This is a genomic window from Agromyces soli (assembly GCF_022811605.1).
GTDB classification, from domain to species: domain Bacteria; phylum Actinomycetota; class Actinomycetes; order Actinomycetales; family Microbacteriaceae; genus Agromyces; species Agromyces soli.
In genome coordinates, this window is sequence record NZ_CP094533.1 from 2,787,803 (window position 1) to 2,814,058 (window position 26,256).

Sequence of the window (26,256 nt, forward strand, 5' to 3'; positions counted from 1 at the left end):
GACGATCATCCCACCTCGGCGAGCCGGACCGGTTCCGCGGCGCCGCTCGCCTCGCGTGCCGCCCGGACCGAGGCCGCGAGATCCGAGGCGAGCCGGCGAAGCTCCTCGTCGTCGAGCTCGTGCACCGTGAGGCGCAGCCGCTCGGGCGGCGCACCGCCCGCGAGGGCGAACTCGTCGCCGGGCCGGGCGAGCCAGCCGCGTCGCATCAGCTGCTCGACGACCGCCCGCGCCGGTGCGCCGAGGGCGACCCAGACGTTCAGCCCGTCGCCGGGCTCGGTGGGCAGGCCCTGCGCCGTGAGCAGCTCCGCGAACGTGCGGTTCCGCGCGGCGTAGTGCGCGCCTGCCGCGCGGATGCCCGCGGCGACCTCCGGGTCGATGGCGAGCGCGTGCACGAGCCGCTGGAGCAGGTGGCTCACCCAGGTCGTGCCGGGCGTGAGCCGCATGGCGAGGCGCTCGGCCGTCTCCGGGTCGGAGGCCGTGACGGCGAGGCACATGTCGGGGCCCAGGAACTTCGACACCGAGCGGACGAGCGCCCAGCGCCGGTGCTCCGGCCCGATCAGGGAGTGGAACGGCCGCTGCGAGAGCAGCGAGTAGTGGTCGTCCTCGATCACGAGCACGTAGGGGTGTTCCGCGAGCACCGCCCGGAGCTCGGCGGCGCGCTCGGCGCTGAGGCTCGCCCCGGTCGGGTTCTGCGCCCGCGGCGTGCAGATGACGGCCCGGACCCCCTGCTCGAGCGCGGCGCGGAGACCTGCGACGGTCATGCCCTGCTCGTCGACCGGCACGGCCACCGGACGGTACCCGCCGATGCGGACAGTGTGGATGCTGGTCAGGAAGCACGGGTCTTCGAGCGCGACGGCGTCGTCGCGGGTGAGCGCCTGGGCGAGCAGCCGTTCGACGGCGTCGCCGGCTCCCGAGGTCACGGTGAGCCGCAGGGGGAGTCCGGCCGGCAGGTCGTGGTGCATCCACTCGGCGGCCCACTGCTCGAGGCCCGGGTCGATGACCGGCTCGCCGTAGAGCACGGGGCGGCGCGCGATGCCGAGCAGCGCGCGCGAAGGGTCGGGGATGCGGGCGGCATCCGGATTGCCCGTGCCGATGTCGCGGAGCGCGGTGTCGGCCGCGAAGCCCTCCTGCGCGACCGGCGCGGCGCCGGCGACCCTGGTGCCTGCGCGTCCCCGGGTGACGACGAGCCCGGAGGCGCCGAGCTGCCGATAGGCGGCGACGGCGGTGTTGCGGTTCACCCCGAGCTGTTCGGCGAGGGTGCGGACCGGGGGCAGTGCGTCGCCGGGGCGGAGCCGCCCGCGCTCGATGAGCGCACGCAGGCTGTCGGCGATCTCGGCGGCCGAACGCCCTTCGATCTCGGCGATCACGTCATGGTCCTTCCTCGCGTCCACGACCATGCTACATTTTGGCCTAGGACAATGATTCCGTTGGTCTGTTTCGAAGCGCGGCATGGGCTCGCGCTCGATCGAGAGGATTCCCTGTGACGGTACCCGAGACGGGCTCGAGCCGCGTGAAGCGCGGCCTCGCCGAGATGCTGAAGGGCGGCGTCATCATGGACGTCGTCACCCCGGAGCAGGCGCGCATCGCCGAGGACGCCGGCGCCGTCGCCGTGATGGCGCTCGAGCGCGTGCCCGCCGACATCCGCGCGCAGGGCGGCGTCGCCCGCATGAGCGACCCCGACCTCATCGAGGCGATCATCGCCGAGGTCTCGATCCCGGTCATGGCGAAGGCGCGCATCGGCCACTTCGTTGAGGCCCAGGTGCTGCAGGCCCTCGACGTCGACTACATCGACGAGTCGGAGGTGCTCTCGCCCGCCGACTACGTCAACCACATCGACAAGTGGCAGTTCACCGTGCCCTTCGTCTGCGGCGCCACGAATCTCGGCGAGGCCCTCCGCCGGATCAACGAGGGCGCGGCGATGATCCGCTCGAAGGGCGAGGCCGGCACCGGCGACGTGTCCGAGGCGACCAAGCACATCCGCAAGATCACGAGCGAGGTCAACGCGCTGAAGTCGATGACCCGCGACGAGCTCTACGTCGCGGCCAAGGAGCTGCAGGCGCCCTACGAGCTCGTGCTCGAGGTCGCCGAGACCGGCAAGCTGCCCGTCGTGCTCTTCACCGCGGGCGGCGTGGCCACCCCGGCCGACGCGGCCATGATGATGCAGCTCGGCGCGGACGGCGTGTTCGTCGGCTCCGGCATCTTCAAGTCCGGCAACCCCGAGCAGCGCGCCGCCGCCATCGTCAAGGCCACGACCTTCTACGACGACGCCTCGGTGATCGCGGACGTGTCGCGCGGGCTCGGCGAGGCGATGGTCGGCATCAACGTCGGCGACCTGCCGGCCCCGCACCGGCTCGCCGAGCGCGGCTGGTGACGACCACCCTCCGCGAGGAGTCGCTCGACGCGGGGGCCGGCGCGACCGGCCCCCGCGTCGGCGTCCTCGCCCTCCAGGGCGACTTCCGCGAGCACGCCCGTGTGCTCGCCGTCCTCGGCGCCCGGGTGACGCTCGTCCGTCGGCCGGCGGAGCTCGCCGAGATCGACGGCCTCGTGATCCCGGGCGGCGAGTCGAGCGTCATCGACAAGCTCGCGCGCACCTTCGGGCTCGCCGAGCCGCTGATCGCCGCGATCGGCGGCGGGATGCCGGTCTACGGCACCTGCGCGGGGCTCATCATGCTCGCCGACACCGTGCTCGATGCGAGTCCCGGCCAGCGCTCCTTCGGCGGGCTCGACATCGTCGTGCGGCGCAACGCCTTCGGCTCGCAGAACCAGTCCTTCGAGACCGAACTCGCGGTGCCGGAGCTCGGCGAGCCGCCGGTGCATGCGGCCTTCATCCGCGGCCCGGTCGTCGAATCGCTCGGACCGCGGGCGACGCCGCTCGCCGCGCTGGCCGACGGCCGTGTCGTCGCGGTGCGCCAGGGAGCCCTGCTCGGCACGAGCTTCCACCCGGAGATCACGGGGGAGCACCGCTTCCACGAGTACTTCCTCGGGATGGTCGGGGCGCGGTAGCGTCGCCGTCATGGGGAGCTGGATCGCGCTGCTGCGCGGGGTGAACGTCGGTGGCATCACGATCCGATCGGCCGAGCTCCGCGAGCTCTTCGGCTCGCTCGGCTTCGAGGGGGTCCGCACGGTGCTCGCGAGCGGCAACGTCGCGTTCGAGGCCGAGGCGCAGGGCGCCGCGGCCGAGCGGCGGCTGAAGGCGGCGATCGAGGCCGGGCTGTCCGATCGCTTCGGCTACGAGGCCTGGATCGTGCTCTGCTCCCGGGAGCGCCTCGAGCAGATCGTCGAGGCGTTCCCCTTCGACGCCGAGCGCGAGGGGTGGCATCCGTACGTGCTGTTCGCCTCCGACCCGGCGCCGCTCGCCGAACTGCTCGAGGCCGCGCCCTCGCTCGATCCCGCCGACGAGACGATCGCGCCGGGGGAGCAGGTCGTCTACTGGCACTGCCGTCGCGCGGTCGGCATCGACAGCGCCTTCTCCAAGCTGGTCGCCAAAGCGCGCTTCAAGCCGACGACGACGAACCGCAACCTGCGCACGCTGCAGAAGCTGCTGAAGTAGGCGCGCGCTTCCCGGGCCCCGCGGCGGCGCTGCCGTAGAATGGGAGACCGGCGGGCGCCCCCGCCGGGCAATCGATCCAGGAGCAGCATGTCCGGGCATTCCAAGTGGGCCACGACGAAGCACAAGAAGGCCGTCATCGACGCGCGTCGCGCGAAGTCCTTCGCCAAGCTCATCAAGAACATCGAGGTCGCCGCGAAGCTGGGCGGCGCCGACCTGAACGGCAACCCCACCCTGTACGACGCCGTGCAGAAGGCCAAGAAGACCTCGGTGCCGAACGACAACATCGACCGGGCGATCAAGCGCGGCGCCGGCATCGGCGGCGAGGCCGTCGAGTACCAGAGCATCACGTACGAGGCCTACGGCCCCTCCGGCGTCGCCCTCATGGTCGAGGTGCTCACCGACAACAAGAACCGTGCCGCCGCCGAGGTGCGCACCGGGCTCAGCCGCAACGGCGGCACGCTCGCCGACCCGGGTTCGGTCGCCTACAACTTCACCCGCAAGGGCGTCATCGTCGTCACGGGTGAGGGCACGACCGAGGACGACGTCATGATGGCGGCGCTCGAGGCGGGAGCCGAGGAGATCGAGCCGCACGCCGACGGCTTCGAGGTCATCACCGACCCGTCCGACATGGTCGAGGTGCGCAAGGCCCTGCAGGAGGCCGGCCTCGACTACGAGTCGGCCGACATCGAGTTCGTGCCGAACCTCAAGGTCGAGATCGACGCCGACACGGCGCGCAAGGTCTTCCGCCTGATCGACGCGCTCGAAGACAGCGACGACGTGCAGAACGTCTACAGCAACTTCGACCTCACCGCCGAGGTGCAGGCCGAGCTCGAGGCGGAGTAGGGCGATCGCGATGCGGGTGCTCGGCATCGACCCCGGGCTCACCCGCTGCGGCGTCGGCGTCGTCGACGTCGAGCCGAACCGGCGCGCCCGGCTCGTCGACGTCGTCGTGCTGCGCTCGCCCACCGACGCCCCCATCGAACGGCGGCTCGCCCGCATCGCGGACGGCCTCGAGGCGATCTTCGAGGAGCACCGGCCGCAGGCCGTCGCCCTCGAGCGGGTCTTCGCCCGCTCCGACGTCTCGACGATCATGGGCACCGCGCAGATCTCCGGCGTCTCGATGCTCATCGCGGCCAGGCGGGAGCTGCCGGTCGCGCTGCACACCCCCTCCGAGGTGAAGGCCGCGATCACGGGGTACGGGCGCGCCGACAAGAAGCAGGTGGGCGCGATGGTCGCGCGCATCCTGGGGCTCGAGGAGGTGCCGAAGCCGGCGGACGCCGCGGACGCCCTCGCCCTCGCGATCTGCCACGCCTGGCGCACCGGCGGGGTCGCCGGTGCGGCGATCCGGGACGCCTCGACCGGGCGCAGCGGTGAGCAGGACGCCTCGGGCCTCACCCCGGCGCAGCGGGCGTGGCTCGCCGCGGAGCGCTCCGCGGCGGTGTCGGGGGCGGCCCGTAGGGTGAAGGAGTGATCTCCTCCCTCCGCGGGCGCGTGCTCGTCGCCGCCGGCAGCACCCTCGTCATCGACGTCGGCGGCGTCGGCTTCCAAGTCAACACCACCCCGGCGCTCGTGCTCGCCAGCCGCGTGGGCGACGAGCTCTCCGTGCACACGGTGCTCATCGTCCGCGAGGACTCGCTGACCGTCTTCGGCTTCGGCACGCGCGACGAGCTCGAGGTCTTCGAACTGCTCGTCGGCGTGAACGGCGTCGGGCCGAAGTCCGCGCTCGGCGTGCTCTCGGTGCTCTCGCCCGACGAGGTCGCCGCCGCGGTGCACCGCGAAGACGACGCGGCCTTCCGCAAGGTCAGCGGCATCGGCCCGAAGACGGCGAAGCTCATCGTCGTGTCCCTCACGGGCAAGCTGGCCGCGCCGGCCGCCCGCGCCACGAGCGCACCCGTCGCGAGCGGCAGCATCGGCGACAGCGTGCTCGCCGCCCTCACCGGGCTCGGCTGGTCCGAGAAGGTCGCCGCCGAGGCGCTCGACGAGACGATCCTCGCCGTGAGCGAGGCCGACGCCGCCTCCGTGCCGACGCTGCTCCGGCTGACGCTCGCGCGGCTCGGGCCGGCGCAGCAGGGCGGTCGAGCGCGATGAACCACGACGATCTCGACCTCACCGACCCCGAGCTCGCCTCGGAGGCCGAGCTCGCGTTCGAGGGCGCGCTGCGCCCGAAGAGCCTGCAGGAGTTCGTCGGGCAGAGCAAGGTGCGCGGGCAGCTCCAGCTGCTCCTCACGGCCGCCCAGCTGCAGCAGCGCACCCCCGACCACATCCTGCTGGCGGGCCCGCCGGGGCTCGGCAAGACGACGCTCGCGATGATCGTCGCCCACGAGGGCGGCCGACCGCTCCGCATGTCGAGCGGGCCGGCCATCCAGCACGCGGGAGATCTCGCCGCCATCCTCAGCTCCCTGGTGCCGGGCGAGGTGCTCTTCATCGACGAGATCCACCGCATGGCGCGCTCGGCCGAAGAGATGCTGTACCTCGCGATGGAGGACTTCCGCATCGACATCATGGTCGGCAAGGGCGCCGGCGCCACCTCCGTGCCGCTCGATCTCGCGCCGTTCACGCTCGTCGGCGCCACGACGCGCGCCGGCCTGCTGCCGAACCCGCTGCGCGACCGCTTCGGGTTCACGGCGCACCTCGAGTTCTACGACCGGGGCGAGCTCGAGCAGGTGCTCGAGCGGGCCGCGCGCATGCTCGGGCTCGACATCGACGGCGAGGCGCTGGCCGAGATCGCCGGTCGCTGCCGCGGCACGCCGCGCATCGCCAACCGCCTGCTCCGCCGAGTCCGGGACTACGCGCTCGTGCACTCCGGCGGCGCCGGCGCGCGCGCCGATCTCGAGGCGGTGCGCGCCGCCCTCGAGCTCTACGACGTCGACGCGCTCGGCCTCGATCGGCTCGACCGCGCGGTCATGACGATCCTGCTCGAGCGCTTCGGCGGGGGGCCGGTGGGGCTCAACACCCTGGCCGTCTCGGTCGGCGAGGAGTCCGAGACCATCGAGGCCGTCGTCGAGCCGTTCCTCGTGCGCATCGGGCTCATCACGCGCACTCCGCGGGGCCGAGTCGCGGCCCCCGCCGCGTGGCGGCACTTCGGGCTCGCAGAGCACGCGCCGGGCGTCGAGCAGGCACTCCCCATCGATGACCTATAATCCAAGGAGGCTTCGGCCCCCTTGTCTCTGACTTCGCGCGCCGTCGCGCGCACCGGAAGGTTTCCCAGCTCATGCCCTTCGATCCGCTGACTCTCATCATGCTCGCCGTCCTCGCGGTGCTGATCTTCTTCATGTTCCGCAACTCGCGGAAGCGCCAGGCCGAGGCACGCGAGCTGCAGTCGAAGGTGCAGCCGGGCGCGAAGGTGATGACGAACTTCGGCGTCTTCGGCACGGTCGTCTCGATCGACGACGAGGAGAACCGCGCCGAGCTCGAGGTGAGCCCTGGCACCGTGCTCACCCTGCACCGTCAGACCATCGCCCGCGTGATCGAGCCTGCCGAAGGCGCCGACGCCCCGGCGATCGAGTCGATCGACGGCGAGCCGGAGTTCGGCGAGCGCATCGACGATGCGGCTGACGAGACGCCGAAGGCGGCCGACGAGGCGCCCAAGGGCGACGAGTCGCCGAAGAAGTCCGAGGACTAAACCCGTTCCCACTGGCTCGGCCCGCGCACTCGTGCGCGGGCCGACGCAGAGAAAGCAGAGCACGTGGCTGCAGCACCGAAGCGGTCATCACGGCCGACCCCCGTTCGCAAGGCCTGGCGGTCGCTGAGCTGGCTCGGCGTGATCATCGTCGGTCTGTTCGCGATCAACGCCGCCGGCGTGATCTGGGGCGGCGGGTCGTGGACGCCGAAGCTCGCGCTCGACCTCGAGGGCGGCACGCAGATCATCCTCGAGCCCAAGCTCGAGTCCGGGCAGACCGCCTCCCAGGAGCAGCTCGACCAGGCGGTGTCGATCATCCGTCAGCGCGTCGACGCCTCGGGCGTCGCCGAGCCCGAGATCAACACCGAGGGCTCGAACGTCGTCGTTCGCATCCCGGGTGAGCTCGACGAGCAGACGCGCAACCGCATCGAGCAGTCGGCGAAGCTCGAGCTCCGCCCCGTGCTCCTCGCGAGCGCCGCGACCGATCAGTCGATCAGCCCCAGCGAGTCGCCGGCGCCGACCGACGACGCTGAGCTCGAGGCCACGCCAACCGTCGAGCCCACCGACCCGAGCGACCCCTCGTGGATCACCCCGGCGCTGCAGAACGAGTTCGACTCCTTTCAGTGCTCGAGCCTCGACGACCCCGACGCCAACGTGGCGCCGGCCGACGAGCCTCTCGTCACCTGCGACGCGAGCCGCACGGCCAAGTACATCCTCGGCCCCGTCGAGGTGAGCGGCGCGAACATCGTCGACGCCACGAACGGCGTCGTGACGACGCAGAACGGCGCCTCGACCGGCCAGTGGGCGGTGAACCTCGTCTTCGACGACGAGGGCACCAAGGCGTTCGCCGATGTCTCGACGCGCCTCTACGGGCTCAAGGGGCAGACCCCGCGCGACCAGTTCGCCTTCGTGCTCGACGGCGCCGTCATCTCGGCGCCCTCCATGAACGGCGTCATCACCGACGGCCGCCCGCAGATCACCGGTTCCTTCACTCAGGAGACCTCGAAGGCGCTCGCCGACCAGCTGAAGTTCGGCGCACTGCCGATCAGCTTCACGGTGCAGTCGTCCGAGACGATCTCGCCCACGCTCGGCACGCAGCAGCTGCAGAACGGCCTCATCGCGGGCCTCATCGGCCTCATCCTGGTCGTGCTCTACAGCATCTTCCAGTACCGCGCGCTCGCCTCGGTGACCGTGGCCTCGCTCATCATCGCGGGCATCATCACCTATCTGATGCTGACGATCCTGTCCTGGCGCGAGGGCTACCGCCTCTCGCTCGCGGGCATCGCGGGTGTGATCGTGGCGATCGGCTTCACGGCCGACTCGTTCATCATCTACTTCGAACGCGTGAGAGACGAGCTGCGCGACGGCAGACCACTGGTCGGCGCCGTCGAGGCGGGCTGGAAGCGCGCCTTCCGCACGGTGCTCGCCTCGAAGGGCGTGAACCTGCTCGCGGCGATCGTGCTCTTCATCCTCGCGGTCGGCAGCGTCAAGGGCTTCGCCTACACGCTCGGCCTCACGACCATCATCGACGTCGTGATCGTCATCCTGTTCACGCACCCGATGCTGCAGCTGCTCGCGCAGACCCGGTTCTTCTCCGGCGGCAACCCGTGGTCGGGCCTCGACCCGAACGCGCTCGGCGCCGTCTACCGGGGCCGCGCGGAGTTCCGCAAGCCGTCCTCGGTGCCCGCCAAGAAGGCCGCGTCGAGCGCGAAGGAGGCGCAGCGCCGCCAGACGATCGCGGAGCGCAAGGCCGCCGAACAGCTCAGCTCGACGAGCGAAGGCAAGGAGTCCTGATGGCCAGCCGTCTCACCACCTTCGGCAACGATCTCTACACGGGCAAGCGCTCGTTCAACTTCGTCGGCGGACGACGCAAGTGGTACGTGATCGCGGCGGTGCTCGTCATCCTGTCGATCGTCGTCCCGCTCGTGCGCGGCGTGAACTTCAGCATCGAGTTCCTGGGCGGCTCGCAGTTCCAGATCACGAACGTGCAGAACGCCACGCCGGAGCCGGCGACCGAGGCCGTCGCGAGCGTCGTGCCGGAGGCCGCCGCGAAGGTCACCATCGTCGGCGACAGCGGTGTGCGCGTGCAGACCGACCAGCTCTCGCAGCAGGACTCGCACGACGTCTCGGCCGCGCTGGCCGAGGCGTACGACGTGCCGGTGAGCGAGGTCACCTCGAGCTTCATCGGACCGAGCTGGGGTGCAGACGTGACCCGGCAGGCCATCGTCGGCCTCATCGCGTTCCTGCTGCTCGCGGGCATCATCATGGCGATCTACTTCCGCACGTGGAAGATGTCGCTCGCCGCGATCCTCGCGCTCATCGGCGACCTCATCGTCACGGTCGGCGTCTACGCCGCCGTCGGCTTCGAGATCTCCCCGGCCGCGATGATCGGCGTGCTGACGATCCTCAGCTACTCGCTCTACGACACCGTCGTGGTGTTCGACAAGATCCGTGAGAACACCGCGGACGACGGGGATGAATCGCGGCGCACCTTCGCCGAGTCGGTCAACCTCGCCGTCAACCAGACGCTGGTGCGGTCGATCAACACGAGCGTCATCGCGGCGCTGCCGGTCGCGGCGATCCTCTTCATCGGTGCCGGCGTCCTCGGCGCCGACACGCTGCGCGACATCTCGCTGTCTCTGCTCATCGGCATCCTGGTCGGCACCTGGTCGACCGTGTTCATCGCGGCGCCGATGTACTCGCAGCTGCGCGAGGGGGAGCCGACGATCAAGCGCCACGACCAGAAGGTGCTCAAGGAGCGCGAGCGGGCGGGGGCGTCGGTCGCCGTCGAAGCGTAGCCCGGGCCGCCGTGCGGGCTCCAGGGGGCTCCGACAGTGGTAGGAATGGAACCCTGGAGGTGCTGAGATGACCGAGACTGGAGTGAACTCCACGGCGTCGCTGCGCCGCCTCGTGCCGAGGATCTTCTCCAAGGCCCAGCCCTCCGGTGCGGTCGAGACGCTCATCCGCACGGTGCGCATGCACCACCCGAAGGCCGACCTCGCACTCGTCGAGCGCGCGTACCAGGTCGCCGAGCGGGCGCACGAGGGTCAGAAGCGCAAGAGCGGCGAGCCCTACATCACGCACCCGGTCGCGGTCGCGCAGATCCTCGCCGACCTGGGGATCGGCTCGAAGACGGTCGCCGCGGCGCTGCTGCACGACACCGTCGAGGACACGGCGTACACGCTCGATCAGGTGCGTGCCGACTTCGGCGACGAGATCGCGATGCTCGTCGACGGCGTCACGAAGCTCGACAAGGTCAAGTACGGCGACTCGACGCAGGCCGAGACGGTGCGCAAGATGATCGTCGCGATGTCCAAGGACATCCGGGTGCTCATCATCAAGCTCGCCGACCGCCTGCACAACGCCCGCACCTGGGGCTTCGTCCCCGCCGCGTCGGCGACGCGCAAGGCGACCGAGACGCTCGAGATCTATGCGCCGCTCGCGCATCGCCTCGGCATCCAGACGATCAAGTGGGAGCTCGAGGACCTCTCCTTCGCGGTGCTGTATCCGAAGCTCTACGCCGAAATCGAGAGCCTCGTGAAGCAGCGCACTCCGCAGCGCGAGGAGTTCGTCCAGAACGTCATCGACCTCGTGAACGACGACCTCAAGGCTGCGAAGATCCGCGGCAAGGTCATGGGCCGCCCGAAGCAGTACTACTCGATCTACCAGAAGATGATCGTGCGGGGGCGCGACTTCGACGAGATCTACGACCTCGTCGGCATCCGCGTGCTCGTGAACTCGGTGCGCGACTGCTACGCGGTGCTCGGCGCGATCCACGCCAGGTGGACGCCGGTCCCCGGCCGGTTCAAGGACTACATCGCGACGCCGAAGTTCAACCTCTACCAATCGCTGCACACGACCGTGATCGGTCCGAAGGGCCGGGCGGTCGAGATCCAGATCCGCACCCACGACATGCACCAGCGCGCGGAGTACGGCGTCGCGGCGCACTGGAAGTACAAGGAGCGGATGACGAGCGGCCGCGTCGACGAGAAGCAGAGCAGCACCGACATGGCGTGGCTCGCGCACATCTCCGACTGGCAGGCCGAGACCGCCGACCCGGGGGAGTTCCTCGACTCGCTGCGCTTCGAGATCGGTGCGAAGGAGGTCTACGTCTTCACCCCGAAGGGGAGGGTCGTCGGCCTGCCGGCCGGCGCGACCCCGATCGACTTCGCCTACGCCGTGCACACCGAGGTCGGCCACCGCACGATGGGCGCGAAGGTCAACGGCCGGCTGGTGCCGCTCGAGAGCGAGCTCTCGAGCGGCGACGTCGTCGAGGTGTTCACCTCGAAGAACCCCGATTCCGGTCCGAGCCAGGACTGGCTGAACTTCGTGAAGTCCGCGCGAGCGCGGAACAAGATCCGGCAGTGGTTCACGAAGGAACGGCGCGACGAGGCGATCGAGCAGGGGCGCGATGCCATCGCCCGCGCCATGCGCAAGCAGAACCTGCCGCTGCAGAAGCTGATGAGCCAGGAGTCGTTCGCCGAGGTCGCCGCGCAGCTGCGCTACGAGAACGTCTCCGCGCTCTACGCCGCCGTCGGCGAAGGGCACGTCTCGACGCAATCGGTGCTCGAGAAGGTCGTCGCCCTGGTGCGCGACGTCGAGGGCGGTGACGAGCCCGAGCTCGCGATCCCCGTGCGGTCCCGCCCGCTGCCGCGAAACAGCGACTCCGGCGTGCTCGTGCGCGGTGCGCCCGACATCCTCGTGAAGCTGGCCCGCTGCTGCACGCCGGTGCCGGGCGACGAGATCGTGGGCTTCGTGACGAGGGGCGCCGGCGTCTCGGTGCACCAGGCGAGCTGCCACAACGTGCAGTCGCTGCTGCGCGAGCCCGAGCGCATGATCGACGTCGAGTGGGCGCCGAGCTCGAAGAGCGTCTTCCTCGTGCAGATCCAGATCGAGGCGCTCGACCGAGCCGGTCTGCTCTCGGACGTCACTCGTGTGCTCTCGGAGCACCACGTGAACATTCTGTCGGCCAACGTCACGACCTCGACCGACCGGCTCGCCCTCAGCCGCTTCGTGTTCGAGATGGGCGACACCACGCACCTCGACCGGGTGCTCAACGCGGTGCGGCGCATCGACGCGGTGTACGACGTCTACCGCGTGAGCGACGGCTGAACCCCGGCGTCAGTACGGCAGTCCGCTCAGCCTGATCAGGGCGAGTCGGCGATGGGGGACTCTGCGCTCGGGCGCGAAGCGCGCGCGGAGGCGTGCGGGCAGCTCGGGGTCCGAGCGAACGAGCTCGGCGAGGACCGGCGCGAGCCGCCGATCGTCGTACCTCGGATCGCGCAGCAGATCGAACGCCGTGCGCTCGAGGGAGGTGCAGCGGCATCCTCCGACCATCGTGTGGTCGGCCGCGGTGATCGCCACCTCGCGGACGAGCCGGCGGGGATCCCGCGAGCGGGCGACGCGAGCGCCGTGCGGGACGCAGAACTCCGCGACCACCGGCGGCACCGGCGTCGCGCCGTGCACCCACGCCGCCGACCAGCCGGCGATCGCCGGCCCGCCCGGCGCGCCGCCGAGCGCCCGCGCCCGCACGGCGGGGACGTCGGGGGCGTCGATCGCCACCCACCGGTCGACCACCGGGACGAGCTCGCCGTCGATCCGTGCGGCGCAGAGCTCCGCCAGCGAGAACTCCGTGGTGTCGAGGACGTCGGGGAGGCGAGGCATGCGGCGAGTCTGCCCGGTGGAGGAGCCGGAACGGCGACGGCCGGGGCGTTCTGTGGAGAACGACCCGGCCGATGACGGTCGGTGGACCCGAGTTCAGCCGCCGACGGCCTTGAGCCAGGCCTGGCGCGCCTCGAGCGCCTCGCGCGCAGCGGCGATCGCCTTCGCGTCGCCGGCGGCCTCCGCGGCCTGCAGCTCGGCCTCGAGCTTCGCGATGGCATCCTGCAGCTGGCCGAGCATGCCCTCGGAGCGTGCCTTCTTCTCGGGGTCCTCGCGCTGCCAGCGCTCGTCCTCGAGCTGGCGCACGTGCGTCTCGACCTTGCGCAGGCGATCCTCGATGACCCGGACCTGGTCGCGGGGGACCCGGCCGATCTCGTCCCATCGCAGCTGGATCGCGTTGAGCGCCGGTCGGGCGCGCTTCGGGTCCTTCTCGCTCAGGAGCTGCTCGGCCTCCGTGATGAGCTCGAGCTTCTGCTCGAGGTTCTCGCGGTACTCGGCGTCGTCGCGCGCGTCGATCTCGGCCTTCGCGTGGAAGAGCACGTCGCCCGCCGCCTTGAACTTCGCCCAGAGCGCGTCGTCGACCTTCTTGCCGGCGCGGCCGGCCGCCTTCCAGTCGTCGAGGAGGGCGCGGTAGTCGCCGACGGCGTCGGCGCCGCGCGGGGCCAGGGCTTCGGCGCGCTCGATGAGCTGCTGCTTGCGCGCCCGCACCTCGCGGTGGGCGCTGTCGAGCTGGGCGAAGAACGCCTTGCGGTGCGACTCGATCGTCGAGCGGGCCGTACGGAAGCGCTTCCAGAGCTCGTTCGCCTCGTTCTTCGGCAGGCGCGGGCCGTTCTGCTGGTGCTGCTGCCAGCGGGCGAACAGGGCGTCGAGCTCGGCGGACGTCTGCTTCCACTGCGTCTTGGCGGGGTCCTGGGCGGCGAGCGCCTCGGCGGCCTCGGCGATGGCGGTGCGCTCGGCGATGGCCTCTGCGAGCTGCGCCTTGGCCTCGGCCTGCTGCTGCTCGTTCAGCTCCTGGGTGGTGCCCGAGAGGGCGTCGAGCCGCGTGCGGAGCGCGTCGAGGTCGCCCACGGCCCGGGCGTCGGCCACGGACTCCTGCAGGGCGGCGACCGCCTTGGCCACGTCGGCCGCGGGGGCGCCGCGGCGGACGCGCTGCTCGAGCAGCCCGACCGCGCCGGCGAGGTCGGCGTACTTGCGCTCGAAGTAGGCGAGGGCCTCCTCAGCGGTGCCGTCGGGGTACTCGCCCACGGCCCGTTCGCCGTCGGCGGTCCGAACGAAGACCGTGCCCGTCTCGTCGACGCGGCCCCACGGTTGCTGATCTGATTCGGTCACGGCCTCACCCTGTCGTAGGTCGGTAGATGCCGCCTGACGGCGGCGGTGCGACATCAAGCCTATTGCACCTCCGGCGCGCGGTGCCGGTCGCGACGGCGCGCTCCGGAGCGCGCCGCCGGCTCACTGCAGCGTGAAGGAGTCGATCGTGACCGGCACGGCGGGAGCGCCGTCCCCGCCGCCGTCGGCCGTCCCCGCGTCGATCACCGCGGCGCGCAGCTCGTCGAGCCCGCTCGTCACGGTGCCGAGCACGGTGTAGCCGCCCGCGGCGTCGGTCGGCAGCGTCGTGTCCTCGTAGACCAGGAAGAACTGGCTGCCCTGGCTGTAGCCGTTCCCCGTCTGGCGCGCCATGGCGATCGTCCCCGCCGGGTACACGTTGTCGGCCGGCGCGTTCTCGACCGGGCCGTAGCTGTAGCCGGGCCCGCCGGTGCCGTCGCCGTTCGGGTCGCCGCACTGCAGGACGAACAGTCCGGAGGTGGTGAGTCGGTGGCAGCTGACGCCGTCGTAGAAGCCCGCCTGCGCGAGGTTGATCTCGGAGGACACGGCCTGCGGCGCGGCCGCCCCGTCAAGCTCGACGCCGAGCGGGATGCCGTTCAGGGTGAGCGTTCCCGTCCAGGTGCGCCCCTCGGCGAGCTCGGCCGACGGCACGTCGCCCTCGTTCGCGCCGGCGGGCTCGCTGGCCGCGGGGGACTCGCTCGGCGCCGGCTCCGGGGCGCCGGGGCCGCCGCTGAAGTAGAACAGCTGCGCGGCCGTGGCGAGCACGAGCACCACGACGAGCGCGAGCACGGCGATGACGTTGTCGCGGGTCCTCCGGCGCTGCTTGCGCGTGTGGACCTCTTGCCGTGCCTGGTAGGTGCGAAGCCTCGCGCGCTCTTCGCGCGCCTGACGGTCGTTCGATGCCACGCTGCTCCTTCTCGGGACTCCTGCGAGCCGACTCTACGCAAGCCCCGCGCACCGTGCCAATCACCGCGTCGCTGCGGGACGCCGTGTCGGCGGGCGTCGCTACGCTGGAGGGCATGGTGGACACCGGTACGGGGCTGCGCTCCGGCGCGACTCCCTTGGCGGTGCGCATGCGGCCGACGAGCCTCGACGAGGTCGCCGGCCAGCGTCATCTGCTGAGCCCGGGCTCGCCGCTGGTGGCGCTCGCAAGCGACCGGACGGGCACGAGCGGGTCCGTCTCGGTGATCCTCTGGGGGCCGCCGGGCACCGGCAAGACGACGCTGGCCCAGGCGATCGCGCGCAGTTCCGGCCGACGCTTCGTCGAGCTCTCCGCGGTCACGGCCGGGGTCCGCGACGTCCGTCAGGTGATGGAAGAGGCGCAGTCGAGCCGCGATCTCTACGGGCTCTCGACGGTCCTCTTCCTCGACGAGATCCATCGCTTCACGAAAGCTCAGCAGGACGCGCTGCTGCCCGGCGTCGAGAACGGCTGGGTCATCCTCGTCGCCGCGACCACCGAGAACCCGTCCTTCTCGGTCATCTCGCCGCTGCTGTCCCGGTCGCTGCTGCTCACGCTCGAGCTGCTGAGCGACGACGATCTCGGCACGCTCGTCGACCGCGCCGCGACCGACCCGCGCGGGCTCGCCGACGCGTTCGTGCTCGAACCGGAGGCGCGCGAGGCGATCGTCCGCCTCGCCTCCGGCGACGCGCGCCGCGCGCTCACGGCGCTCGAGGCCGCTGCGAACTCCGCGATCGGCGAGTTCGCCGCTGCGCAGGCCGAGGCGGACACCGCGGCCGACGCGTCGTCCGGCGAGGCGGATGCCCCGGGCGACGACTCGGATTCGAGCGCAGATGCTGAGCCCTCGGCCGACGCGCCGGCGCCCGCCGACGATGCGGATGCCTCCGCCTCCGCCCCGGCGAAGCCGACGATCACGGCCGAGACGGTCGCGCGCGCCGTCGACCGGGCGCTGCTGCGCTACGACCGCAACGGCGACGAGCACTACGACGTCATCAGCGCCTTCATCAAGTCGGTGCGGGGGAGCGACGTCGATGCCGCGCTGCACTACCTGGCGCGCATGATCGAAGCGGGCGAGGACCCGCGGTTCATCGCCCGGCGCATCATCGTGCTCGCGTCCGAAGACATCGGCATGGCCGACCCGACGGCGCTCGGCGTCGCCGTCGCCGCGGCCGACGCGGTCGCCCTCATCGGCATGCCGGAAGGCCGCATCCCGCTCGCCCAAGCCGTCGTGCATCTCGCGACGGCACCCAAGTCGAACGCCTCCTACCTCGGCATCAACCAGGCGATCGCCGACGTCCGGGCCGGCAAGGCGGGCCGGGTGCCGAAGCACCTGCGCGACGCGCACTACGCCGGGGCGAAGCGCCTGGGGCACGGCAAGGGCTACCGCTACCCGCACGACGCCGAGATCGGCGTGGTGCCCCAGCAGTACCTGCCCGACACCCTGCGGGGCGCACGGTACTACGAGCCGACGGAGCACGGGCACGAGCGCGAGCTCTCGGCGAGGCTCGCCAAGCTCCGCCGCATCGTGCGCGGCGAGGACTGAGCCCCGTGCTACGATTGCTGATGGCCTGAAGCCAGGTTTTCGCGTGCGGCTGCGCGATCTCCGACGGCGAAGCGGCGCGACCTGTAGCCGGTCGGCCCATGGTGAATCCCTCTGACTAGAGCTTTCCAGCGCGCTGTCGCGCGCCGGAACCCCGTTTCAGAACCTCCGAAAGGACCATTCGTGTCGAATCGTGCACGTAGCAAGACCCGCCTCTCGCGCGCACTCGGCGTCGCCCTGACCCCGAAGGCCGCGCGCATCCTCGAGAAGCGCCCCTACGCTCCGGGTGAGCACGGCCGCACCAAGCGCAAGGCCGACAGCGACTACGCCGTCCGTCTCCGCGAGAAGCAGCGCCTCCGCGCCCAGTACGGCATCCGCGAGAAGCAGCTCCGCATCGCCTACAACGAGGCGAAGCGCATCGACGGCCAGACCGGTGAGAACCTCGTCGAGCTGCTCGAGATGCGTCTCGACGCCCTCGTGCTGCGCGCCGGCTTCGCCCGCACCATCGCGCAGGCCCGTCAGTTCGTGGTGCACCGCCACATCCTCGTCGACGGCAAGATCGTCGACCGTCCCTCGTTCCGCGTGAAGCCGGGCCAGCACATCGGCGTCAAGCAGCGCTCCGAGGGCACCGAGCCGTTCCAGGTCGCCGCTGCCGGCGGTCACGTCGACGTGCTCCCCAAGACCCCGGGCTACCTCGAGGTCCAGATCGACAAGCTGGAGGCGACCCTCGTCCGCCGCCCCAAGCGCGCCGAGGTCCCCGTCACCTGTGACGTGCAGCTCGTCGTCGAGTACTACGCCGCGCGCTGACCCAGCGTCGCGTGCAGGCCGGAGGGGTCGCGGGTTCGCCCGCGGCCCCTCCGTCGTCCCGGCGGGCGGGCCTTCGGCTCGCCTAGACTGGACGGAAGCGTCAGGGGCCGCGGTCCCTCGGACAGAGTTCGACCAGAGGAGCAATCGGTGAAGAGCGTGCTGTGGTTCGTCGCGGGCATCGCGGCGGGATTCGTCGTGGCCCACCAGGTGAACCAGACGGCCGAGGGCCGCAAGTTCTTCGAGTCGGTCGACGCCAAGGCCAGGGCGTTCGGCCAGGCCATCGCCGAGGGCTACCACGAGCGCGACGCCGAGCTCCGCGCCGCCGGCACCGACGAGCGCTGACCACTCGCGCCCTTCGCGCGCACAGTTCTCACCCCGCCGTCGCGGGGTGCAACGACCCGGAACGGAACCATGCAGACTGCCGAGATCAGCCGTCGCTACATCGACTACTTCGCCGAGCGCGGGCACACCGTCGTCCCCTCGGCCTCGCTCGTCTCCGACGACCCCACCCTGCTCTTCACGGTCGCCGGCATGGTGCCGTTCGTGCCCTACCTGACCGGCGTCGTCCCGGCCCCGTACCCCCGCGCCGTCGACGTGCAGAAGTGCATCCGCACGAACGACATCGAGGAGGTCGGCAAGACCGCCCGTCACGGCACGTTCTTCCAGATGCTCGGCAACTGGTCGTTCGGCGACTACTTCAAGGAGGGGGCGATCACCTACGCGTGGGAGCTCCTCACCCGTTCCGAGGCCGACGGCGGCCTCGGCTTCGACGAGCGCGACCTCTGGGTGACGGTCTACGAGACCGACGACGAGGCTGCGGAGCTGTGGCAGAAGCTGATCGGCCTTCCGGCCGAGCGCATCCAGCGCCTCGGCAAGGCGGACAACTACTGGCACACCGGCCAGCCCGGCCCCGGCGGTCCGAGCTCGGAGATCTTCTTCGACCGCGGACCGAAGTACGGCCGCGACGGCGGCCCGGCGGTCGACGACAGCCGCTTCATCGAGATCTGGAATCTCGTGTTCATGCAGGAGCTGCTGACCGAGGTCCGCTCCAAGGTCGACTTCGACGTCGCGGGCCCGCTGCCCAAGAAGAACATCGACACCGGCATGGGCCTCGAGCGCGTGGCGTTCATCAAGCAGGGCGTCGAGAACATGTACGAGATCGACCAGGTGCGCCCGGTGCTCGACCGCGCCGCGGAGCTGTCGGGCCGTCGCTACGGCGCCGCGCACGAGGACGACGTCCGCATGCGCATCATCGCCGACCACGTGCGCTCCTCGCTCATGCTCATGAGCGACGGGGTCACGCCGTCGAACGAGGGCCGGGGCTACATCCTGCGCCGGCTCCTCCGCCGCTCGATCCGTGCGATGCGCCTGCTCGGCGTCGAGGGCCCGAGCTTCCACGAGCTCTTCGCGGCCTCTCGCGACGCGATGAAGTCGGCGTACCCCGAGGTGGCGACCGACTACTCGCACCTCGAGCAGCTCGCGCTCGGCGAGGAGGACACCTTCCTCCGCACGCTGGCCTCGGGCACGACGATCCTCGACGTGGCGGTATCGAAGACGAAGTCGCAGGGCTCCGGCGAGCTCGCCGGCGACACCGCGTTCCTGCTCCACGACACCTACGGCTTCCCGATCGAGCTCACGCTCGAGATGGCGGAGGAGGCGGGGCTGAGCGTCGACCGCGGCGAGTTCGATCGCCTCATGACCGACCAGCGCGACCGTGCGAAGGCCGACGCGAAGTCGAAGAAGCGCGTGCTCGCGGACCTCTCGGTCTACGCCGACTACCGCGCCAAGGGCGAGACGATCTTCACCGGCTACACCGAGCTGCAGACGGAGTCGAGCGTGCTCGGCCTCCTCGTCGACGGTCGGCCGGTGCAGCGCGCCACGGCGGGGCAGACGGCCGAGGTCATCCTCGCCGAGACCGCGCTCTACGCGGAGTCCGGCGGGCAGGCGCCCGACCGCGGCCGCATCGTGGGCGACGGCTTCGAGCTCGAGGTGCTCGACGTGCAGCGCCCGGTCAAGGGCCTCATCAGCCACACCGTGCGGGTCGTGCGCGGCGAGGTCGGCGTGGGCGAGACCGCGACGAGCCTCGTCGACGAGGACTACCGGCGCGGCGCCACCCAGGCGCACTCCGGCACCCACCTCGTGCATGCCGCGCTCCGGCAGGTGCTCGGGCCGAACGCGCACCAGTCCGGCTCGTTCAACAAGGCCGGCTACCTGCGTCTCGACTTCAGCTGGAACACGGCACTCTCGAGCGAGACCCGCTCCGAGATCGAGGAGATCTCGAACGCCGCGATCCGCGACAACCTCGAGGTCGTCACCCGCGAGCTGCCGCTCGAGGAGGCGAAGGCGCTCGGCGCCATGGCGCTGTTCGGCGAGAAGTACGGCGACGTCGTGCGCGTCGTCGACATCGGCGGCCCCTGGTCGCGCGAGCTGTGCGCGGGCACCCACGTGCGCACGAGCGCCGAGGTCGGCATGATCAATCTGGTCGGCGAGTCCTCGGTCGGCGCGACGAACCGTCGGGTGGAGTCGCTCGTCGGCATCGAGGCGTTCCGCCAGTTCGCGGCCGAGCGCGCGCTGGTCGGCGAGCTCACGAGCTCGCTGAAGACGCGTCCCGAGCAGCTCGTCGACCGGGTCGGCGAACTCGTGGCGAACCTGAAGGCGGCCGAGAAGAAGATCCAGGCCTACGAGGCCAAGGCGCTCAACGACCGCGTGCCGGCGCTGGCGGCGACCGCGGTGCGCACGGGCGAGGTCCTGCTCGTCGCGGAGCACGTCGGCACCCTCGGCTCCGGCGACGAGCTGCGCTCCCTCGCGCTCTCGGTGCGCGCACAGCTCGGCGACGTGGCCTCGGTGGTCGCGCTGACGGCCGAGGTCGGCGGCAAGCCGCTCGCGATCGCCGCGACGTCCCCCGCGGCCCGCGAGGCCGGCGCGAACGCGGGCGCACTCGCGAAGCGCATGGCCGGTGTGCTCGGCGGCGGTGGAGGCGGCAAGCCCGACCTGGCCCAGGGCGGCGGCACCGACGTGGCCGCGATCCCCGCGGCTCTCGACGCGGTCCGCGACGAGCTCGGCCGCTAGGGTGCGCGACGGCGTCCGCCTCGGCGTCGATGTGGGCCGGGCCCGCATCGGCGTCGCGCGCTGCGATCCCTCGGCGATGCTCGCGGTGCCGCTCGAGACGGTGCCGCGGGCCGCGGAGGGCTCGGACGCCGATGTGCGCCGGATCCTCGAGCTCGCCGAGGAGTACGACGCGTTCGAGCTCGTGGTGGGGCATCCGCTCTCGCTCACGGGCAACGCGACGCCCTCGACCGACGACGCCGTCGCGTTCGCGAGCCGGCTCGCGAACGGCGGCGCATCGGTGCGGCTGGTGGACGAACGGATGTCGACGGTGACGGCGCAGCAGGCGCTCCGGGCGAGCGGGAAACGCGCCAAGCAGCAGCGGTCCATCATCGACCAAGCCGCAGCCGTTATCATTCTGCAACACGCCATCGACGCCGAACGCGCGTCGGGCAAGCCGCCGGGGCAGTCCCTCGGCACCGACGAAGGGCCACCACCCCTGTGACTCAGCTCCCCCCTGAGCAGCGCGCGTCGCGCCAGCGCCCCGGTCTCGACTGGGAGGCGATCCTCTCCGGAGACGAGGCCGCGGCGAGCCGAGCCGGCGACGGCCGGGCCGCTGCGCCCGACGCCGCCCCGCGCACCGAGGAGTGGGTGAACGACCCATTCGCCGAATCCGCCGCGGAGCCGGGCCGGGTCGCCCCGCGCAGCAACGACCCGTTCGCCGCGCAGGAGGAGGTGCCGCTGACCCGCCGGGAGCGGCGCGAACTCGAGGAGCGTCAGGCCCTCATCGAGGCGGAGCCCGTCACCGCCCCGAGCGAGCCGGCGCGGCCGAGCCGGGCCGAACGGCGGGAGGCGGCCGGCTTCGACGACCACGACACGCCGCAGCGGCCGAAGCGCCGCGGGGCGTGGGGCTGCCTCATCGCGCTGCTCATCGTGGTCGCCCTCGGCGTCGGCGCGTTCTTCTTCCTGCAGGGGCCCATCTCCGCGGTGATCGAGCGCTTCGCGCCCGCCGCGGACTACGAGGGCTCGGGCAGCGGCGAGGTGACCTTCATGATCCACGAGGGCGACGACGGCTCCTCGATCGCCGAGAACCTCTACGACGAGGGCGTGGTGGCCTCCTCGAAGGCGTTCTACGACGTGCTCGTCGATCAGGATCCGGAGCCGGCCTTCTACCCGGGCGCGTACCGGCTCGCCGAGAAGATGAGCGCGCAGTCGGCGCTCGATGCGCTGCTCGATCCGGCGAACAAGCTCGAGAACACCTTCGTCATCCCGGAGGGCACCGCCACCGTCGACGCGCTGACGAACATCGCGGAGGGCACCGGCGTCCCGCTCGAGGCGCTCCAGGCGGCCGCGGCCGAGTCGCCGCAGAGCTACGGCCTCCCGGCCGAGGCGAAGTCGCTCGAGGGATTCCTGTTCCCGGCGACGTACACGCTCGATCCGGGCCTCGACGCCCGCGGCGTGCTGCAGACCCTCGTCGACCGGCAGTTCCAGGCGCTCGACGAGGCGGGTGTCGCACCGGCCGATCGTTGGCGCACGATCGTGCTCGCCTCGCTGATCCAGCGCGAGGCCGGCCTCCGCGACGACTACTACAAGGTCTCGCGGGTGTTCCAGAACCGACTCGACCCGGCGCAGTGGGAGTCGGGGCTGCTGCAGTCGGACGCGACGGTCGCGTACGGCACCGGCAACACCCACCGGGTCGCCACGACCGATGCCGAGCGCGCCGACGCCGGCAATCCGTACAACACCTACGTGCATCCCGGCCTGCCGATCGGCCCGATCTCCAATCCGGGCGATCTCGCGATCGACGCCGCGCTGCACCCCGCCGACGGCACCTGGCTCTTCTTCGTGACGTGGAACCTCGACACGGGCGAGACGATCTTCTCGACCACCGTCGACGAGCACGACGCGGCCGTCGCGAAGTGGCTGGCCTGGATGGACGAGCACCCGGAGTACCAGTGAGCGGCGGCTTGCAGGAGTCCGCACTGCACCGGCTCGCCGTGCTCGGCTCGCCGATCGCGCACTCGAAGTCGCCGGCGCTGCACCGCGCCGCGTACGCGGCGCTCGGCATCGACTGGCAGTACGAGGCCGTCGAGGTGGGTTCGGCCGAGCTGGCCGAGTTCGTGCGCTCGCGGGATGCCTCGTGGCGAGGGCTCTCGCTCACGATGCCGTTGAAGCAGGAGGTGCTCCCGCTCGTCGACGAGCTCGATCGCCGCGCCCGGCTCACGGGCGCCGCGAACACGCTGCGCTTCGACGGCGGTCGCCGCCTCGGGTTCAACACCGATGTCGGCGGCATCGTCGGGGCGCTCGCGGACGCCGGGGTGACCGCGTCGGCGCGTGCCGCGGTCGTCGGCGGGGGAGCGACCGCCGCGTCGGCGATCGCCGCGATCGCGGAACTCGGTGCGAGCGAGGTCGAGGTCTTCGTGCGCACCCCGGCTCGCGCGACGGCGCTCGAACCCCTCGCCGCGTCGCTCGGGCTCAGAGTGCTCGTGCGGCGCATCGACGAGCTCTCGGGCGCGGACGGCCTCGACCTCGTCGTGGCGACGGTGCCCGGCGGCACCGAGCTCGGGGTGCGGCCGAGTGCGGCGCTCACCAGTGGTGCCGTGCTGCTGGAGGTCGCGTACGACCCGTGGCCGAGCCCGCTCGCGGCGGCGTGGCTCGACGCCGACGGCACCGTCGTGCACGGCCTCGGCATGCTCCTGCACCAGGCGCTGCTGCAGGTGCGCGTGTTCGCGAACGGCGATCCGGAGCAGGCGCTGCCCGACGAGGCCGGGGTGCTCCGGGCGATGCGAGCGGCGATCGCCTGAGGCGTCCGCCGCGGCCCCCTCCGACTGCGCCCCGGGCGGCGACGTCACGCGGAGAGTGGGCCCCCTGCGCTGTGGAAGGATAGAGCCATGCTTCGTTGGCTCACTGCCGGTGAGTCGCACGGCCCCGAACTCGTCGCGATCCTCGAGGGCCTCCCCGCCGGCATCCCCGTCTCGCTCGATCAGGTCCGCGAGGACCTCGCACGGCGCAAGCTCGGCTACGGCCGCGGCGCGCGCATGAAGTTCGAGCAGGACGAGCTCGCCATCTCGGGCGGGGTGCGCCACGGCCTCAGCCTCGGCAGCCCGATCGCCCTGCGCGTCGGCAACACCGAGTGGCCGAAGTGGCAGGAGGTCATGAGCCCCGAGCCGATCGAGCAGGACCGCCTCGGCCGTGGCCGCGGTGCGCCGCTGACCCGTCCGCGCCCGGGGCACGCCGACCTCGTCGGCATGCAGAAGTACGGCTTCGACGAGGCCCGCCCGGTGCTCGAGCGCGCGAGCGCCCGCGAGACCGCCGCGCGCGTGGCGCTCGGCGCCGTGGCGAAGTCGTTCCTCGCGGAGCTCGGCATCCGCACCATCGCGCACACCCTGTCGATCGGACCGGTCCGGGTGCCGGAGGGCGCGGCCCTGCCGCTGCCCGCCGATCTCGCGGCGGTCGACGCCGACCCGCTGCGCTGCTTCGACGCCGAGACGTCGGCGCGCATGGTGGCCGAGGTCGACGACGCCCACAAGTCCGGCGACACGCTCGGCGGCGTCGTCGAGGTGCTCGCCTACGGCGTCCCCCCGGGGCTCGGCTCGCACGTGCACTGGGACCGCCGGCTCGACGGGCAGCTCGCCGCCGCGCTCATGGGCATCCAGGCGATCAAGGGGGTCGAGGTCGGCGACGGCTTCGAGACCACCCGCCGCCGCGGTTCCGAGGCGCACGACGAGCTGCACCTCGACCGCGGCCGCATCGTCCGCGCGAGCGACCGCGCCGGCGGGACCGAGGGCGGCATGTCCACCGGCACCGTGCTGCGGGTCCGCGCCGGCATGAAGCCGATCGCCACCATCCCGCACGCCCTGCCGACGGTCGACGTCGCGACGGGGGAGCCGGCTCCCGCGCACCACCAGCGCTCGGACGTCTGCGCCGTGCCGGCGGCGGGCGTCGTCGCCGAGGCGATGGTCGCACTCGTCCTCGCCAACTCCGTGCTCGAGAAGTTCGGCGGCGACTCGCTCGCCGAGACCCGGCGGAACCTCGAGGCGTACCTCGCCGCGATCCCCGAGGCGCTCGCGAGCGCGGGGGCGGACGGCGACGCCGGGCTCGCGGCCGGCGCAGCGGGATGACCGCGGCGGGCGCCGCCGCGCCCGGTGCGCTCGCGCTGCCCCTCGTGCTCATCGGGCCGATGGGCGCGGGCAAGTCCCGCGTGGGGCAGAAGCTCGCCGCCCAGACCGGTGCGCCGTTCGTCGACACCGACGCCCGCATCGTCGAGCGCTACGGGCCGATCGAGGAGATCTTCGCCCGCGAGGGCGAGGAGTACTTCCGCATCGTCGAGCGCGAGATCGTCGCCGAGGCCCTCGCCGAGGAGGCGGTGGTCTCGCTCGGCGGGGGAGCCGTGCTGCATCCGGCGACCCGTATCGATCTCGCGGAGCTGCCCGTGGTGTGGCTGCAGGTGAGCGCCGCGGCCGTCGCGCCGCGACTGGCCGGCAGCGCGCGCCCGCTGATCGCCCAGGGCGGGATCGAGGCCTGGACCCGGATTCGCGACGAGCGGGCGCCCGTCTACGCCTCGCTCGCCGACCTCGCCATCGACACCTCGCGCCGCTCGGTCGCGCGGATCGTCACCGACATCACCGAGCGCTTCGGAGGAACAGCATGACCGCACTCGAGCCGCAGGCCGAGCCGACCGTGATCCGGGTCGGCGGCGACGAGGGCTACGACGTGGTCGTGGGCCGCGGCGTGATCGCGCGCATCGGGGACGCGCTCGGGCCGGCCGTGCGCAAAGTCCTGCTCGTGCACCCGGCGACCCTCGGCGCCCGTGCCGCCGAGCTCCGCGAGTCGCTCACCGACCGCTTCGAGGTCATCCTCGCGGAGATCCCCGACGCCGAGGCCGGCAAGCGGGTCGAGGTCGCCGCGTTCTGCTGGCAGATCCTCGGCCAGGCCGACTTCACCCGCAGCGACGCCGTCGTCGGCATGGGCGGCGGAGCGGTCACGGACCTGGCCGGCTTCGTCGCGGCGACCTGGCTGCGCGGCGTCCGCGTGGTGCAGGTGCCGACGACCGTGCTCGGCATGGTCGACGCCGCCGTCGGCGGCAAGACCGGGATCAACACGAACGAGGGCAAGAACCTCGTCGGCGTGTTCCACGCGCCGGCCGAGGTCATCTGCGAGCTCGACCTGCTCGACACGCTGCCGAAGAACGAGATCCTCGCGGGCTTCGCCGAGATCGTGAAGGCCGGGTTCATCCGCTACCCCGAGATCCTCGACACCATCGAGGCCGACCCCGAGCGCGCCACCGATCCCGCGACGCCCGAGTTCCGCCGGGTCGTCGAGCTCGCCATCCGGATGAAGGCCGACGTCGTGACCGAGGACTTCAAGGAGGCCGGCCTCCGCGAGATCCTGAACTACGGGCACACCCTCGGGCACGCGGTCGAGCACGCCGAGCGCTACCAGTGGCGGCACGGCGCCGCCGTCGCGGTCGGCATGATGTTCGCCGCCGAGCTCGGCCGGCTCTCCGGCCGGCTCTCCGACGAGGTCGCCGACCGGCACCGCCGGGTGCTCGAACTGCTGAGCCTGCCGACGAGCTACCCGGCCGGCCGCTGGAACACGCTGCTCGCCACCATGCAGCGCGACAAGAAGTCACGCGGCGGCCAGCTGCGCTTCATCGTGCTCGACGACCTCGCGAAGCCCACCGTGATGCAGGCCCCCGACCAGTCGATGCTGTTCGCGGCCTACCAGGAGATCGGCTCGTGAATCGTGGCCGC

General features: G+C 71.8%; 25 protein-coding genes. 21 read left to right on the forward strand and 4 right to left on the reverse strand.

Annotated elements, in window-relative coordinates:
- Window positions 1–5 precede the first annotated feature (5 nt).
- The gene (locus MTP13_RS13380; protein WP_243568221.1) at window positions 6–1,397 is read right to left on the reverse strand and encodes an aminotransferase class I/II-fold pyridoxal phosphate-dependent enzyme; all 1,392 of its coding nucleotides are present in this window, start codon (window positions 1,395–1,397) and stop codon (window positions 6–8) included.
- A gap of 83 nt (window positions 1,398–1,480) precedes the next feature.
- Between MTP13_RS13380 and pdxS the strand changes: the two genes are divergently transcribed.
- The 11 genes from pdxS to MTP13_RS13435 all read left to right on the forward strand — a co-directional run bounded on the left by pdxS (window position 1,481) and on the right by MTP13_RS13435 (window position 12,281).
- Window positions 1,481–2,371, forward strand: a complete 891-nt coding sequence (pdxS, locus tag MTP13_RS13385; protein WP_279399732.1) for a pyridoxal 5'-phosphate synthase lyase subunit PdxS — start codon at window positions 1,481–1,483, stop codon at window positions 2,369–2,371.
- Entirely contained in the window at window positions 2,368–3,003 is a 636-nt protein-coding gene (gene pdxT, locus MTP13_RS13390) for a pyridoxal 5'-phosphate synthase glutaminase subunit PdxT (protein WP_243568222.1), read from the forward strand. The genes pdxS and pdxT overlap by 4 nt, the downstream gene beginning before the upstream one ends.
- A 10-nt stretch (window positions 3,004–3,013) precedes the next feature.
- Window positions 3,014–3,550 (forward strand): DUF1697 domain-containing protein, encoded by a 537-nt coding sequence (locus MTP13_RS13395; RefSeq protein ID WP_243568223.1) that lies wholly within the window; start codon window positions 3,014–3,016, stop codon window positions 3,548–3,550.
- Between the two features lie 87 nt (window positions 3,551–3,637).
- Window positions 3,638–4,393, forward strand: a complete 756-nt coding sequence (locus MTP13_RS13400; protein WP_243568224.1) for a YebC/PmpR family DNA-binding transcriptional regulator — start codon at window positions 3,638–3,640, stop codon at window positions 4,391–4,393.
- A 10-nt stretch (window positions 4,394–4,403) separates the two neighbouring features.
- Window positions 4,404–5,021 carry a crossover junction endodeoxyribonuclease RuvC gene (ruvC, locus tag MTP13_RS13405; RefSeq protein ID WP_243568225.1) on the forward strand — a complete coding sequence of 206 codons (618 nt, stop codon included), beginning with the start codon at window positions 4,404–4,406 and terminating at the stop codon, window positions 5,019–5,021.
- Window positions 5,018–5,638, forward strand: coding sequence for a Holliday junction branch migration protein RuvA (gene ruvA / locus MTP13_RS13410; RefSeq protein WP_243568226.1), 621 nt, complete (start codon window positions 5,018–5,020; stop codon window positions 5,636–5,638). The genes ruvC and ruvA overlap by 4 nt, the downstream gene beginning before the upstream one ends.
- Window positions 5,635–6,690 (forward strand): Holliday junction branch migration DNA helicase RuvB, encoded by a 1,056-nt coding sequence (ruvB, locus tag MTP13_RS13415; protein WP_243568227.1) that lies wholly within the window; start codon window positions 5,635–5,637, stop codon window positions 6,688–6,690. Before ruvA ends, ruvB begins: the two co-directional genes overlap by 4 nt.
- A gap of 71 nt (window positions 6,691–6,761) precedes the next feature.
- Entirely contained in the window at window positions 6,762–7,172 is a 411-nt protein-coding gene (yajC, locus tag MTP13_RS13420) for a preprotein translocase subunit YajC (protein ID WP_189084888.1), read from the forward strand.
- A gap of 63 nt (window positions 7,173–7,235) precedes the next feature.
- Complete coding sequence (secD, locus tag MTP13_RS13425) at window positions 7,236–8,963, forward strand: protein translocase subunit SecD (RefSeq protein ID WP_243568228.1); 1,728 nt, start codon at window positions 7,236–7,238, stop codon at window positions 8,961–8,963.
- A complete protein-coding gene (gene secF, locus MTP13_RS13430; protein ID WP_243568229.1) occupies window positions 8,963–9,967 on the forward strand; it encodes a protein translocase subunit SecF in 1,005 nt (334 codons plus the stop codon). Before secD ends, secF begins: the two co-directional genes overlap by 1 nt.
- Window positions 9,968–10,034: 67 nt before the next feature.
- Entirely contained in the window at window positions 10,035–12,281 is a 2,247-nt protein-coding gene (locus tag MTP13_RS13435; protein WP_243568230.1) for a RelA/SpoT family protein, read from the forward strand.
- A gap of 9 nt (window positions 12,282–12,290) precedes the next feature.
- Here the strand turns inward: MTP13_RS13435 and MTP13_RS13440 are convergent, their stop codons facing one another.
- The 3 genes from MTP13_RS13440 to MTP13_RS13450 form a co-directional block, all read right to left on the reverse strand.
- Window positions 12,291–12,833 (reverse strand): hypothetical protein, encoded by a 543-nt coding sequence (locus MTP13_RS13440; protein ID WP_243568231.1) that lies wholly within the window; start codon window positions 12,831–12,833, stop codon window positions 12,291–12,293.
- Window positions 12,834–12,926: 93 nt separating this feature from the next.
- Window positions 12,927–14,159, reverse strand: coding sequence for a DUF349 domain-containing protein (locus MTP13_RS13445; RefSeq protein WP_243568232.1), 1,233 nt, complete (start codon window positions 14,157–14,159; stop codon window positions 12,927–12,929).
- A gap of 120 nt (window positions 14,160–14,279) precedes the next feature.
- Window positions 14,280–15,059: a peptidylprolyl isomerase gene (locus MTP13_RS13450; RefSeq protein WP_243568233.1), complete on the reverse strand. Its 780-nt coding sequence runs from the start codon at window positions 15,057–15,059 to the stop codon at window positions 14,280–14,282.
- A gap of 113 nt (window positions 15,060–15,172) precedes the next feature.
- On the opposite strand from MTP13_RS13450, the gene MTP13_RS13455 reads away from it, so the two are divergent.
- The 10 genes from MTP13_RS13455 to aroB all read left to right on the forward strand — a co-directional run bounded on the left by MTP13_RS13455 (window position 15,173) and on the right by aroB (window position 26,245).
- Window positions 15,173–16,654: a replication-associated recombination protein A gene (locus tag MTP13_RS13455; RefSeq protein WP_243568234.1), complete on the forward strand. Its 1,482-nt coding sequence runs from the start codon at window positions 15,173–15,175 to the stop codon at window positions 16,652–16,654.
- Window positions 16,655–16,834: 180 nt separating this feature from the next.
- A complete protein-coding gene (gene rpsD, locus MTP13_RS13460; protein WP_189084895.1) occupies window positions 16,835–17,458 on the forward strand; it encodes a 30S ribosomal protein S4 in 624 nt (207 codons plus the stop codon).
- A gap of 147 nt (window positions 17,459–17,605) precedes the next feature.
- Window positions 17,606–17,800 (forward strand): hypothetical protein, encoded by a 195-nt coding sequence (locus MTP13_RS13465; protein WP_189084896.1) that lies wholly within the window; start codon window positions 17,606–17,608, stop codon window positions 17,798–17,800.
- A gap of 69 nt (window positions 17,801–17,869) precedes the next feature.
- On the forward strand, window positions 17,870–20,527 hold the full coding sequence (gene alaS / locus MTP13_RS13470) for an alanine--tRNA ligase (RefSeq protein WP_243568235.1): 2,658 nt from the start codon (window positions 17,870–17,872) through the stop codon (window positions 20,525–20,527).
- 1 nt (window position 20,528) lies between these two features.
- Window positions 20,529–21,008: a Holliday junction resolvase RuvX gene (gene ruvX / locus MTP13_RS13475; RefSeq protein WP_243568236.1), complete on the forward strand. Its 480-nt coding sequence runs from the start codon at window positions 20,529–20,531 to the stop codon at window positions 21,006–21,008.
- Entirely contained in the window at window positions 21,005–22,462 is a 1,458-nt protein-coding gene (gene mltG, locus MTP13_RS13480; RefSeq protein ID WP_243568237.1) for an endolytic transglycosylase MltG, read from the forward strand. The genes ruvX and mltG overlap by 4 nt, the downstream gene beginning before the upstream one ends.
- Window positions 22,459–23,307: a shikimate dehydrogenase gene (locus MTP13_RS13485; protein ID WP_243568238.1), complete on the forward strand. Its 849-nt coding sequence runs from the start codon at window positions 22,459–22,461 to the stop codon at window positions 23,305–23,307. The genes mltG and MTP13_RS13485 overlap by 4 nt, the downstream gene beginning before the upstream one ends.
- Window positions 23,308–23,394: 87 nt before the next feature.
- Entirely contained in the window at window positions 23,395–24,624 is a 1,230-nt protein-coding gene (gene aroC / locus MTP13_RS13490; protein ID WP_243568239.1) for a chorismate synthase, read from the forward strand.
- On the forward strand, window positions 24,621–25,154 hold the full coding sequence (locus MTP13_RS13495) for a shikimate kinase (protein WP_243568240.1): 534 nt from the start codon (window positions 24,621–24,623) through the stop codon (window positions 25,152–25,154). Before aroC ends, MTP13_RS13495 begins: the two co-directional genes overlap by 4 nt.
- On the forward strand, window positions 25,151–26,245 hold the full coding sequence (aroB, locus tag MTP13_RS13500) for a 3-dehydroquinate synthase (protein ID WP_243568241.1): 1,095 nt from the start codon (window positions 25,151–25,153) through the stop codon (window positions 26,243–26,245). The genes MTP13_RS13495 and aroB overlap by 4 nt, the downstream gene beginning before the upstream one ends.
- Window positions 26,246–26,256 lie beyond the last annotated feature (11 nt).